Annotated in this window: 11 protein-coding genes; 9 read left to right on the top strand and 2 right to left on the bottom strand. The window is 61.9% G+C overall.

Annotation, left to right across the window (positions count from 1 at the left end; translation table 11 throughout):
• Positions 1-52 precede the first annotated feature (52 nt).
• From J3A65_RS02230 to J3A65_RS02205, 6 genes are read left to right on the top strand one after another with little or no spacing between them, the layout of a single operon-like run.
• On the top strand, positions 53-1,885 hold the full coding sequence (locus tag J3A65_RS02230; protein WP_209899047.1) for a gamma-glutamyltransferase family protein: 1,833 nt from the start codon (positions 53-55) through the stop codon (positions 1,883-1,885).
• A 32-nt stretch (positions 1,886-1,917) separates the two neighbouring features.
• The gene (locus J3A65_RS02225; RefSeq protein ID WP_092663319.1) at positions 1,918-3,438 is read left to right on the top strand and encodes an ABC transporter substrate-binding protein; all 1,521 of its coding nucleotides are present in this window, start codon (positions 1,918-1,920) and stop codon (positions 3,436-3,438) included.
• A gap of 15 nt (positions 3,439-3,453) precedes the next feature.
• Positions 3,454-4,494, top strand: coding sequence for an ABC transporter ATP-binding protein (locus J3A65_RS02220; protein ID WP_082476361.1), 1,041 nt, complete (start codon positions 3,454-3,456; stop codon positions 4,492-4,494).
• Entirely contained in the window at positions 4,491-5,621 is a 1,131-nt protein-coding gene (locus tag J3A65_RS02215; RefSeq protein WP_209899044.1) for a dipeptide ABC transporter ATP-binding protein, read from the top strand. The genes J3A65_RS02220 and J3A65_RS02215 overlap by 4 nt, the downstream gene beginning before the upstream one ends.
• Positions 5,622-5,625: 4 nt before the next feature.
• A complete protein-coding gene (locus J3A65_RS02210; RefSeq protein WP_062459249.1) occupies positions 5,626-6,567 on the top strand; it encodes an ABC transporter permease in 942 nt (313 codons plus the stop codon).
• A 44-nt stretch (positions 6,568-6,611) separates the two neighbouring features.
• On the top strand, positions 6,612-7,463 hold the full coding sequence (locus J3A65_RS02205) for an ABC transporter permease (protein ID WP_062578453.1): 852 nt from the start codon (positions 6,612-6,614) through the stop codon (positions 7,461-7,463).
• Here J3A65_RS02205 and J3A65_RS02200 read toward each other — a convergent pair.
• Positions 7,411-7,722, bottom strand: coding sequence for an SDR family oxidoreductase (locus J3A65_RS02200; RefSeq protein WP_244508853.1), 312 nt, complete (start codon positions 7,720-7,722; stop codon positions 7,411-7,413). The two genes, J3A65_RS02205 and J3A65_RS02200, sit on opposite strands and share 53 nt — an antisense overlap.
• A 114-nt stretch (positions 7,723-7,836) precedes the next feature.
• Entirely contained in the window at positions 7,837-8,712 is an 876-nt protein-coding gene (locus tag J3A65_RS02195) for an AraC family transcriptional regulator (RefSeq protein ID WP_209899041.1), read from the bottom strand.
• 108 nt (positions 8,713-8,820) lie between these two features.
• Between J3A65_RS02195 and J3A65_RS02190 the strand changes: the two genes are divergently transcribed.
• From J3A65_RS02190 to J3A65_RS02180, 3 genes are all read left to right on the top strand, one after another.
• Positions 8,821-9,594: an SDR family oxidoreductase gene (locus J3A65_RS02190; protein ID WP_197978113.1), complete on the top strand. Its 774-nt coding sequence runs from the start codon at positions 8,821-8,823 to the stop codon at positions 9,592-9,594.
• A 366-nt stretch (positions 9,595-9,960) separates the two neighbouring features.
• On the top strand, positions 9,961-11,544 hold the full coding sequence (locus J3A65_RS02185) for a Na+/H+ antiporter (RefSeq protein ID WP_209899038.1): 1,584 nt from the start codon (positions 9,961-9,963) through the stop codon (positions 11,542-11,544).
• A 135-nt stretch (positions 11,545-11,679) separates the two neighbouring features.
• The gene (locus J3A65_RS02180) at positions 11,680-12,687 is read left to right on the top strand and encodes an Atu2307/SP_0267 family LLM class monooxygenase (protein ID WP_092663498.1); all 1,008 of its coding nucleotides are present in this window, start codon (positions 11,680-11,682) and stop codon (positions 12,685-12,687) included.
• Positions 12,688-12,721: the final 34 nt, after the last annotated feature.

Genomic DNA, 12,721 nt, shown 5'->3' with positions numbered 1-12,721 from the left:
GACAATGGTCCTGTCTCCGCTGCCGCCTTCCCACGAGGAGTGAGTGAAGCAAATGACATTTACCACCCGACCGGAACTGCGCGGCACCTTTGGGGCAGTTTCGTCGACGCACTGGCTGGCTTCGACCGTTGGTATGTCTATTCTCGAAAAAGGGCACACGGCGTTCGATGCGGCCGTGGCAGCTGGTTTCGTACTGCAGGTGGTGGAGCCGCACCTGAACGGCCCCGGCGGCGAAGTTCCCATTATCGTCACCCCAGCGGGCGCCGATGCTCCTGTTGTCATTTCCGGTCAGGGCCCATCTCCTGCGAAGGCGACCATTCAGTATTTCAAGGAACTTGGTCTGGACATCATTCCCGGGACAGGGCTTCTCGCAGCCTGTATCCCGGGCGCTTTTGGCGCATGGCTCACGCTTTTGCGAGACTACGGACAGGCTGAACTCGAGGAAGTTCTTGCCCCGGCGATCTACTATGCAAGGACTGGTCACCCGCTGGTGCCGCGCATCGCAAACACGATCGCATCGATGCAGGAGCTGTTTCAGACGCACTGGCCAACATCGGCCGCCGTCTATCTGCCAGGCGGTGCCCTGCCCCAGTCGGGCAAGCTCTTTCGCAACCCGCACATTGCCGACATGTACCAACTGATCCTCGATCAGACGAAATCGGCCGGCAGCCGCGAGGCGCGGATCAATGCCGCCCTGGATTTCTGGTATCGCGGACCGATTGCCGAGCAGATCGAGCAGTTCTGCGAAACGCAGGACGTATGGGATGTCTCAGGCCGACGACACAAGGGCCTGATCACAGCGCAGGACATGGCAGACTATACGCCATCGATCGAGAAGCCGGTGTCGGTAACTTACGGCGATTGTGAAGTGTTCAAATGCGGACCTTGGTCTCAAGGGCCGGTCCTCTTGCAGATGTTGCAGATCCTCAAGGGAACCGACATCGCGGACCTTGACCCGATGGGCGCAGAGTTCGTGCATCTCGTTGTTGAAACCGCAAAGCTTGCCATGGCTGATCGCGAGGCCTGGTACGGCGATAGCGTCGACGTGCCGATGGCGACACTCCTGTCTGCAGATTACGCCGACATCCGTCGCGCTCTGATTGGTCGCTCTGCTTCCCTCGAAGTACGCCCGGGCGCACCGGACGGGCGCAACCCCAACCTGCCCCCCCTGCGCGCTGTGGGTACAATTATGCAGCCGGGGCTTGGCGGCGGCGAGCCGACGGTCGCGCGCGAGCAGCCGTTGCCCAACGACCGGCAGGGCGAACCGGCGCTGACCCGCGAGGGTGCTCAGCGCGGCGATACCGTGCAAGTCAGCACGATCGACCGATGGGGCAACATGGTTTCTGCCACGCCGTCCGGCGGGTGGTTCCAATCGAGCCCCGTCATTCCAGGTCTCGGCTTCAGCCTCACGACCCGCGGCCAGATGTTCTGGTTGGAGGAGGGTCTCAACTCGTCGCTGATGCCATCGACAAGACCCCGCACGACCTTAACGCCCACCACCGTCTTCCGCGATGGCAAGCCCTACATGGCGTTGGGAACTCCGGGCGGAGATCAGCAGGACCAGTGGCAGTTGATCATGCTGCTGCGCCACTTGCACAAGGGAATGAACCTGCAGGAGGCGATCGACGCTCCGTCATTCCATACCGATCACCTGCCGAGCTCCTTCTGGCCGCGAGAAATCAGCCTCGGTGCGGTGACGCTTGAATCGCGCTTCTCCAAAACGGTCTGCGAGGATCTGGCAGCCCGCGGACACAAGATCACAGTGGGCGACGCATGGTCGGAAGGGCGTCTGTCGGCAGTTGCCCGCGAAATGGACGGTGACGTGCAACTCGTAAAGGCCGGCGCCAATCCGCGGGGCGTACAGGGCTACGCCGTTGCACGATGAATGAGACTTTTCGAATAAGAGAGGGAATAGCGATGAAACCACACTATCTCGCACTGGCCGCCACACTGGCGCTTGCAGGCATTCAGGCAACGGCCGCCCCGGCGGCTGCTCAATCGACGCTCAATATCGGCCTGCAGGACGATCCGGATACGCTTGATCCCGCAACCAACTGGAGCTTCGTTGGCCGCCACGTTCTTCAGTCGCTGTGTGACAAGATCGTCGATATCGATGAGAAGGGTGAGATCATCCCGATGCTGGCTGCCAGCTGGAAATGGGGTGACGACAGCAAGACACTGACGCTGAAACTGCGCGACGATGCCGTCTTTCACGACGGAACCAAGGTCGACGCCGCCGCAATCAAGTACAATCTCGAGCGGGCTCTCAATGCCAAGTTCTCGCGCCGCAAACCCGAAATCAGCTCCATCAGCACCGTCGACGTAGTCGATCCGACAACCGTCCAGATCAACCTGAAACAGCCATCGGTACCACTGCTGGCAGCGCTCAGCGACCGCGCGGGCATGATCGTTAGCCCGACTGCAGCTGAAAAGCTCGGTGAGAAGTTCACCGATGCTCCGGTCTGTTCAGGCCCCTACACCTTCGCCGAACGCGTCATCCAGGACCGCATTGTCCTTGCGAAATTCCCAAAATACTACAACGCCGACAAATACCACTTCGATCGGCTCGTTTATCGCGGCATGCCCGACTCGAACGTGCGGCTGCTCAACCTTCGTTCCGGCCAGCTCGATCTGATCGAACGGCTCGCTGCCACCGAAGTCGAAGCCGTGAAGGCGGATTCATCGTTGGCCGTGGAGCCAGTCGTCGGACTTGGATATTACGGCGTGACATTCAGCATCGGCGGCGAGGGGGCTAACCTCGATGCCGGCAAAAAGGCAGCAATCCGCGAGGCATTCAGCCTTGCAATTGACCGTCAGGCCATCAGCGATGTCGTATTCGACGGTCAGGCGAGCATCGGCAACCAGCCGTTCCCGCCTTCCAATCAGTACTACGATAAGAACTTCCCAATTCCGCAGCGGGATCTGGACGCTGCCAAAAAGAAGATGCAGGAAGCCGGCGTCGAATCCGTCGATCTTGAACTTCTGGTGCCCACTGACGCCGAACGTCAGCAGGTTGCCCAGCTTATCCAGGCGATGGTTGCCGAAGTCGGAATTAACGTCTCGATCAAGCCGACAGAGCTGATGACCCTGCTCGACGTTGCTCGCCAGGGCAAGTTCCAATCGCATCTCGTCGGCTGGAGCGGACGCGTCGATCCAGACCTCAACATCACGCCGATGCTGTCTTGCGGTGCTCCGACCAATGACGCGCATTACTGCAACGAGGAACTCGACGCGATCCTGGCGAAAGCCCGCGCATCGGGAGACGTCGAGACCCGCAAGGCAGAATACAGCAAGGCAATCGCGATCCTCCAGAAGGACCTTCCGATCGTCTACATGTATCATTCGCAGTGGATCTTCGCGCACAATTCCAACATCACCGGCCTTGCGCCCGCTCCGGATGGCATCATCCGCCTGAGTGGTGTGAGCCGGAAGAATTGATGGCTTAAGGCTGTAATGAGCACCTCATCTGATCTCATCCAAGACAAGTCAGCCCGATCGGATCGGGCTGACGACCACGCGGCCTTGGTGCTGCGGGTCGATGATCTGCGTGTCGTCTTTGAAGACGACACGCGTACCGTCACTGCCGTCGACGGCGTTAGTTTTGACGTTCGAAAAGGGCGCACGCTCGCGATCGTGGGCGAGTCCGGCAGCGGCAAGAGCGTGACCTCCCTGGCCGTCATGCGCCTCCTCCCCGAACACACAGCACGCGTGTCTGGCAGCATCAATTTCGCCGGTCGCGAGTTGCTCGAGGAAACGACGAGCGGTATGCGCAGCCTGCGCGGCAACCGGATGGGAATGATCTTCCAGGAGCCGATGACCTCTCTCAATCCCTCCTATACGGTCGGCGAGCAAATCAACGAAGTCATCCTGCGTCACCGACAGATTTCGAAGAAAGAGGCGACAGAGCGCGGCATCGCCATGCTGAAGCTGGTTCGTATTCCGTCACCGGAAACGCGTTACCGCCAGTATCCGCACAATCTCTCCGGTGGCATGCGCCAGCGCGTGATGATTGCCATGGCGCTTGCCTGCGAGCCGGAACTGTTGATCGCGGACGAGCCGACGACGGCGCTGGACGTGACAATCCAGGCCCAGGTCCTCGAACTGATGGGGGAACTGCGGCAGAAGACCGGAACTGCCATCGTTCTCATCACCCATGATCTTGGCGTTGTCGCGGAATCCTGCGATGACGTGATCGTCATGTACGCGGGTCAGGTTGTCGAGCAATGCTCGGTCGAAGACCTCTTCACCTTTCCCCAGCATCCTTACACCGTTGGTCTTCTCGGTTCGTTGCCGCGCCTGGACGAGAAGCGAGAACAGCTTGTCGCCATCACCGGCACGGTCCCGGACATGGCCAACCCACCGTCCGGCTGCCGGTTTCGGGCGCGATGTCCGTTCAGCATCGACAAATGCGCCGAGATGCCCACCCTGATGGAAATATCCCCAGGTCACCTCAGCCGCTGCTGGCGTGCGCCATTGCAGGACCTCGTCCCATGAGTGAAGCCCTCTTGAAAGCCAAGACGCCGATCATCGAGGCGCGTCACCTTGGCAAGAATTTCGTCGTCAAACGCAGCGTCTTCGGCCGGCCCTTGGCGTCCGTCGGCGCTGTCGACGACGTGTCATTGTCACTGATGCCCGGCGAGACGCTGGCAATCGTCGGCGAATCCGGTTGCGGGAAGTCGACGCTCGGCCGGTTGTTGATGCGCCTCATCCAGCCGACCGGCGGTCAGGTCCTGATCGATGGTCAGGATATCACCAACATCAGCCATGCGGCGATGCGCCGTCAGCGCCGGCATGTGCAGTTGATCTTCCAGGACCCTTACGCTTCGCTCAATCCGCGCATGACGATTGCCCAGACAATCGGCGAACCGCTGATGCTGCACAATATCGTGCCGCCAAACGAGCGCGCTCGACGCGTTGCGGAACTGCTCGAAATGGTCGGCCTTCGTCCAGAGCAGGCCAGCCGATATCCGCATGAATTCTCCGGCGGCCAGCGTCAGCGCGTGGTGATTGCGCGTGCGCTTGCATCCGAACCGAAGGCAATCATCTGCGACGAGGCCGTGTCTGCCCTCGACGTGTCGATCCAGGCGCAGGTCCTGAACCTTCTGAAGAGCCTGCAGAACCGATTGGGTCTGGCGTTCATCTTCATTTCGCACGATCTGAGCGTCGTGAAACACATCGCCGACCTCGTTGCGGTCATGTATCTCGGCAAGATCGTCGAGATCGGGACGTCGGACGAAATCTTCGCGACCCCGCGCCATCCCTATACCCGGGCGTTGCTGTCTGCCATTCCGGTCGCCGCCCCGCCCAGCCAGCAGCGTTCGAAGGAAGCGCGCCTGCATGGCGATCTGCCAAGCCCGATGTCGCCTCCGCAAGGTTGCAGGCTGCATACGCGATGTCCCCACGCGCGACCCGAATGCACGGCGGTCAGCATGGCGCTCGATGTTGAGGCAAGCGGCCATGCGAATGCCTGTGCGTTCTGGCGAGAGCTACCCGAACTCGATACGGCCGAGATCACCCGCGAACCTCGCGATCCGAAGCTGGAAAAGCTGTTTGCGGCCTTCGAAGCGATGGCGGCAGCCCGGATGACGCCCACGCCCTCCTCAACCGTGACCGGAGGCTAATTCCTTGACCTCGCTTCTTGCACGTCGTCTGCTGCAGCTCATTCCGACCATCGTCTTGCTGTCGCTGATCATCTTCTCGCTCCAGCATCTGCTTCCTGGTGACCCGGCGCTTGTGCTTGCGGGTGAAAGTCCGGACGAAGCGACGCTAGCCGCAATCCGCGCCCAGTATCATCTCGATCAGCCCTTGCTCGTGCAATATCTCTACTGGGTGAAGGGCGTCCTGACCGGCGACCTTGGGCAATCCATGCGCCACAATCGCCCGGTTCTCGAACTTATCCTTTTGAAGCTGCCCGTGACACTGCAGCTCGCCGTGATGGGAATTGTCCTTGCTTTGGTGTTTGGCATTACCGGAGGTGTAATTTCGGCGCTGCGCCAGAACACTCCGGTCGATTACGCCACCAATGTCGTCTCGCTGGCCGGCATCTCGCTGCCGAATTTCTGGCTTGGCATCATGCTGATCATGTTCTTCTCGGTGTACCTTGGCTGGCTTCCCGCCTCCGGCTTCGTCAGCCCGTGGGAAGACCTGAAGATGAACCTTATGACGACGATCATGCCCGCCTTCGTTCTGGGCACCGGGATTGCCGGCGTCATCATGCGCCATACCCGCGGCGCCATGCTGCAGGCGCTGGAAAGCGACTATGTCCGCACCGCCCGGGCCAAAGGTCTAAGCGAGTGGGTCGTCGTATTTAAGCACGCAATGCGTAACGCGCTGACGCCTATCATCACGCTCGGTGCGCTGGAGTTCGGCGCCCTGCTATCCGGCGCCGTGCTGACGGAACAGATCTTTACGATCCCCGGCTTCGGGAAGCTGATCGTCGATGCGGTCTTCACGCGCGATTATCCTGTGGTCCAAGGCGTGGTGCTTGTCACCTCGCTGTTCTACATCACCCTCAACCTGCTGGCCGACATCGGGTATATCCTTGTTAACCCGAGACTGAGAGGCTGACCGTGCCAACGATCGCAACGACCAAACCTGCTGTCTCCCCCAAGATCAGCCCCGTCACGAACTTTTTCCATGGTCGCCTGTGGCGACGCCTGTCGAAGCGCAAGAGTGCGCTCGTCGGCCTTTTCGTGGTGCTGTTCGTGGTGGCCGTCGCCATTCTTGCCCCCCTGCTTGCACCCTACGACCCGGCAGCCCAGAGCTGGACGGCGGTTCGCAAGGCACCGTCAATGGCGCATCTGTTCGGCACGGACGAAGCTGGCCGCGACATACTTTCCCGCATCATCTGGGGCACCCGCGCTTCGTTGCTGGCAGGCCTTACATCGGTCGGGATCGCGATGGCAATCGGCGTGCCCCTCGGGCTTGCGGCAGGTTTTCTCGGCGGCGTGGTCGATGGCTTTATCAGCCGGTTTACGGATGCCATGCTCGCCTGTCCGTTCCTGATCCTTGCAATCGCGCTGGCCGCTTTTCTCGGTCCAAGCCTGACGAATGCGATGCTCGCAATCGGCATCACCGCCATGCCGCTCTTTATCCGACTGACCCGGGGTCAGGTTCTTTCGATCCGGGCCGAAGAGTATATCGAAGCGGCAAGTGCCGTGGGCAATCCACGTTGGCGGATCGCGGTTCGCCATATCCTGCCGAATATTCTTCCCCAGTTGATGGTACAGGCGACCCTGACGATCGCATCCGCGATTATCGCCGAAGCCAGCATGTCCTTCCTCGGCCTCGGCTTGCAGCCGCCGGCACCATCCTGGGGCTCCATGCTGAATTCCGCCCAACGGTTTATGAGCAACGCTCCCTGGATGGCGCTATGGCCGGGCATGGCAATCTTCATGACCGTACTGTCGTTCAACCTGCTCGGCGACGGTCTGCGCGACGCGCTTGATCCACGCTCCCGGTAGGACGGCATGGGCAGCGTCGTCTGGCCGGCCCATGCGCCCTAGCGGGATCATACCGGAGAAGCTCATCCCGGACCTCTTGCGGGGCTGCGGCCATCAAGGCCGTATCGTTTGGGCCACAGCTTACGACGTTGACACGGATGCCTTTCGGAGCAAACCCGTTGGCCCAGGTGCGGGTGAAGGAGCGCACATCAGTCGTTGTGGCTCCGTAAACGCCATATCCTTTGGTCCCGATGTCGCCCGCGCTGGAGCCGATCAACACGATCGTCCCGCTGACTTGCCCGAGATCGTTAGAACCTGCGCCGCGAACTTCGGCCGTTCACCGGCTGAATTGAAAAGCATGAGACCGTCGGAAACCTCAATAATCCGGACCTCATCACACCCGCAGCGCGCCGGGGGTGAGGCCGTCTTCCCGGCGCATGATGGCCGTCAGGTGGCTTTGGCTGGAGAAGCCGCAGGTAAGTGCGATCTCTGCCAGGGGCAGCGGTCCGTTGACGATCAGTGCACGGGCCTCGTCGAGGCGAAGTCGGGTGAAGTACTGGTGCGGGCTGGTGCCCGTCCGACGCCTGAAGGAGCGCAGCAGTTGGCTTGACGAAAGCCCGACCAGTCCGGCCAGGTCATCGAGCCTCACGCCCTCTGTGAGATGTGCCTGCATGTGGTCGCGCACCTGCCGGAACTGCCGATCAGACAGCCCACCCAGATCCTTCTGGGGCCGGGCTACGCCATATTGCCGGATGAGGTGGATGCCAAGCAGGTTGAGGAGCGAATCGAGCTCGAGGCCGGCCATCGTGCCATGCGTGCCTGAACGCAGTTCGTCGCGCAGCATGCCACCGATCAACCCGACACGCCGGTCGACGACTGGCAAGGCATCCGCGACGACGGTTGCTGCCGGCAGGTCGAGGTCGGACTGGGCGAGACCGTCGAGCCATGGTTGCGACAGCGAGAATGCCGCCACTTCCTTGGGCTCATGCCAGCGCGCCCAGTAGTCTGCGCCTGCCGGAACGATTTCACAGCATCCGCTCGCAGCCGAGGCGGTGCGGATCCGCGTCCCGCCAAGGCGTGACTCGCGGTTGCTGAAGGGCTTGAACGACAAAAGCACGAGATGATGGGGGATCGACTGGCTGATCTCGCCTGCGTTCCGCCGGTTCCACGCCGCCGTCCCGAAATCGGACCGGACGAGCCGACCCCAGTTCGGCACCGGCGTGTCGGCAGTGGCGACATGCGGTGCTTCGGGCGGAATGGCATCTGACATGGCTGTTTCCCGTCCAGCGTGCGGATTTACTAACAACGATGCGCGTATCCTGAAAGCCGCACCCCCTCCATGTCGCCTATTCTTTGATCATCAACAAGGAGAAAGACAATGACGACCAGCGACATGATCAAAAATAACGACGGCCAGGTTGCAGTGGTGATGGGTGCAACGCGCAACCAGGGTCGGGCCTATGCCGTCATGCTGGCGCGCAACGGCTGCCGCGGCGTGGCCGTCCACTATCACGGCGAGGCCTCCCGCGGCGAAGCGGAAGAAACTGCCGCCGAGATCAAGCATCACGGTGCCGAACCCCTCCTGTTCAGCGCCGACCTGACCCAGGTCGCCGATGTCGCGAGATTGTTCGACGCGGTCGACAAGTCGTTCGGCCAGCTCGACATCGTGGTGAACACGGTCGGCAAGGTGGTCAAGAAGCCATTTGTCGAGATCACCGAGGCCGACTTCGACCAGAGCTTCGCAATCAACAGCAAGGCGGCGTTCTTCTGCATGCAGGAAGCCGCAAAAAGGATCGCCGACAACGGCCGTATCATCAACATCGGCACGACGCTGCAGGCGGCAACGACCGGGCTATACGCGATCTATGCGGGCTCCAAGGCGCCGCTCGAACACTTCACGCGCGCGCTTGCCAAGGAGATCGGCCACCGGGGCGTCACCGTCAACACCGTAGCACCCGGCCCGCTCAACACCTCCTTCTTCTACCCGGTGGAAAGCGCGGAATCGAAGGCCTTCCTCTCCGGCATGAGCCCGCAGAACCGGCTCGGCGAAATCGACGAGATCACCCCGCTGATCGAGTTCCTGGTCAGCCCGGGCGGCAGTTGGGTCACCGCGCAGACCCTCTTCATCAACGGCGGCTTCATCGCCCGCTGATCCCTCGACTGCACGCAACAAGGCTGATGGCCCATCGATCGGACCGTCAGCCGGCATCCAACCCGCCTGAGGCACCGCGAACTTGATCAGGTGTGGCCCGCTATCGCGACCCATCCTATCTTTTGGTCTGCATGCCCGCGACGAACCACATGGTCGGTTCATCAGCAGCGTTGGGATCAGGCGGCCGTTCTTGCTATGTCGCAAATGCTCAGAGTAACTGCCTTAAGCAGCTGTTCGAATACCTAAGGGTGCAGGAGCAGCAATGCACATCCATTGATCTGTTAGACACCGTAAATTTTGGGCGACTGGCCCTATACTCTGGAGGTATGCCGCCATCAGAGAGATTGGCACCTTGGGGAGAGAGAGATGCATCCGGCCGAAACGTTCGAACTGGTTTTCACCCTGCTTCTCGCGATCCTCGCCCTGCACTGGTTTGCCGAACGCGCCAAGCTTCCGCCGTCTGTCGCCCTTCTCGTCGGCGGCGGGGCCCTGGCCTTCCTTCCCGGACTGCCGGTGATCGAGCTGGATCCCGAGCTGGTTCTCGTGCTTTTCCTGCCGCCGCTCCTGATGGACGGGGCCTATTATACCGCGCTTGCCGCCTTCCGCCGCCACAGCGCCGGCATTCTGTCGCTGGCCATCGGCGCGGTCGTCTTCACCACCCTGGTGGTGGGACTTGTTGTCCACTGGCTGGTCCCGGCGCTGCCCTGGGCCGCCTGTTTCGCCCTTGGCGCCATTGTTTCGCCACCGGATGCCGTCTCGGCACGGGCGGTTCTGCAGCGCGTTAAGCTTCCCCGCCGGCTGACAACGCTTCTCGAGGGTGAAAGCCTCCTGAACGACGCCAGCGGCTTGGTGCTTTTCCGCTTCGCTGTCGCGGCAGCCTTGACGGGGAGTTTTGATGCCGTGGATGCGAGCCTCGAGTTCGGCTTCCTGGCGATTGGCGGCGTCGTAGTCGGCGCCGTCGTGGGTGGGGCCTGGACCTTCCTCCTCCGGCGGCTGGGCGACGAGACCCTGATGATCCTCGCCTCCCTGATCCTCGGCTGGGCTGCCTATCTGGCTGGCGAAGCGGTCCACGTCTCGGGCGTCATCTCCACAGTCACCGCGGGCCTGGTTTTCGGCTGGTACCAGCACGTCGTCTTTACCGCGAGCGTTCGCATCCGCGCCGGCGCCTTCTGGCACGTCATGGTGTTCCTGATGGAGGCCATGATCTTCATCCTCATCGGTCTTTCGCTGCGCGGCGTGCTGGAGCGCGTCGGGGGATTCGAGACTGTCCTTGCCACCATGGCGGTTCCGGTCGTGGGCGTGATCGTCGCGATGACGCTGGCGCGTTTCGTCTGGATCTTCGCCTGTGACGCCGTTCTGGCGCTGCTCAACCGGATCGGATTTCCCATCGACGACCCGCTCGGCCCGAGGGCCGCGACGGTGATGAGTTGGGCGGGCATGCGTGGCGTGGTCACCCTCGCTGTTGCCCTGACCGTCCCCGAAACAATGCCAGGTCGCGACCTCATGCTGGTCGCAGCTTTCGCCGCCATTCTCGTCACTGTTCTTCTCCAGGGGACGACGCTGGGGCTGGTCATCCGCGCGGCGAACCTGTCTGATCGGGGCGTGCGCCCGGCATTGAGCCTTGCACAGGCGGAAGCGGCGGTCGCAGCAGCCCAGCTCGTCGCCGTCCGGTCGCAGGCCTATACCGACGACGGAACGCTTGCCCACCCGCGATTGCTCGAGGGCTTCCAGCGGCGCGCCGACCAGGCATTCCAGAACGCGGACGATGAAGACACTTTCGTAGACGAGATCACGGCCCACTACGACCTCGTCCTCGAGGCGGTAAGGGCCGGCCGGGCCGAACTCGTGCGCCTTCATCGTGCCCACCAGATCAGTGACGAAACGCTGCATGACCTGGAGCGGGACCTCGATCTGGAAGAGCTATCGGCGACAGCCGCGAAATCCCTCTGACATGGCGCTTGCGGCGTTTACCTCTGTCCAACGTGCTGGACTTAGCGTCCTGCTCGTGTCCCTTCTGATGCCGGAGCCCATGACTTAAAACGAGCGCATCACCGGCGATCGACTGCAAATGAAGGAACTATGGTTTTGGAAATTGGAATTGACAGTTTTGCGGCAACCGTCAAGGGTGTCAGCGCCATGGACCGCATGGGTTTCCTGCTCGACGAGATCGAGATGGCCGATACGTCCGGCCTCGACGTGTTCGGCATTGGGGAGCACCACCGCGGCGACTATCTCGACAGCGCACCGGCCGTCATCCTTGCCGCCGCCGCCGCGCGGACGAAGTCGATCCGGCTGACTAGCGCGGTAACGGTGCTTGGCGCCGCAGATCCCGTCCGCGTCTTCCAGGAGTTCGCGACGCTGGACCTCATCTCACGGGGACGGGCTGAAATCGTCGTCGGTCGGGGATCCTCGATCGAGGCCTATCCGCTGTTCGGTCTCGACCTCAACGACTACGATGCCCTGTCGGAGGAAAAGCTGGAACTGCTGCTTGCCCTGCGCGACGAGACCAATGTGACATGGTCCGGCCGGTTTCGTGCGCCACTTGACGGCCAGGGTGTCTACCCACGTCCTGCCCAGCCAAAGATGCCCATATGGCTTGGGGTTGGCGGCACGCCGCAATCCTTCGCCCGTGCCGGTATCCTTGGTCTTCCGCTGATGGTGGCAATCATTGGCGGGGAATTCCGGCGGTTTCGATCGCTGGTCAATCTTTACCGGGAGGCCGGAGCACGCGCCGGGCACGCGCCCGAAGCACTGCGCGTCGGCATTCATGCGCTCGGCTTCGTGGCCGAGACGGACCGCGAGGCGGAGGATCGCTTCTTCCCCGGCTGGCAGGCGATGTTCACCAAGATCGGCCTCGAGCGTGGCTGGGCACCGTCGACGCGCGCGCAGTTCGACAACCTGGTTCGGCCCGGCGGCGCGTTCCTCGTCGGTGATCCCGATACGGTGGCGGCAAAGATCCGGCAGACGTCCGAGGACCTCGGCGGCATCGACCGGCTGACGTTCCAGATGAGCTCCGCGGCAAGCGACCAGCCGGCGATGCTGCGGTCGATCGAAATGCTCGGCCGCGAGGTGAAGCCACGCCTCTCGGCCTGAGCAAAAGGTCGTTTCTCAAAGCGACGGTTGCCGA

This window comes from Rhizobium sp. PvP014 (genome assembly GCF_017876855.1).
In the GTDB taxonomy this organism is placed as follows: domain Bacteria; phylum Pseudomonadota; class Alphaproteobacteria; order Rhizobiales; family Rhizobiaceae; genus Neorhizobium; species Neorhizobium soli.
The sequence above is the reverse complement of the archived record's forward strand: the minus strand, read 5'-3'. Positions and strand labels throughout refer to the sequence as shown.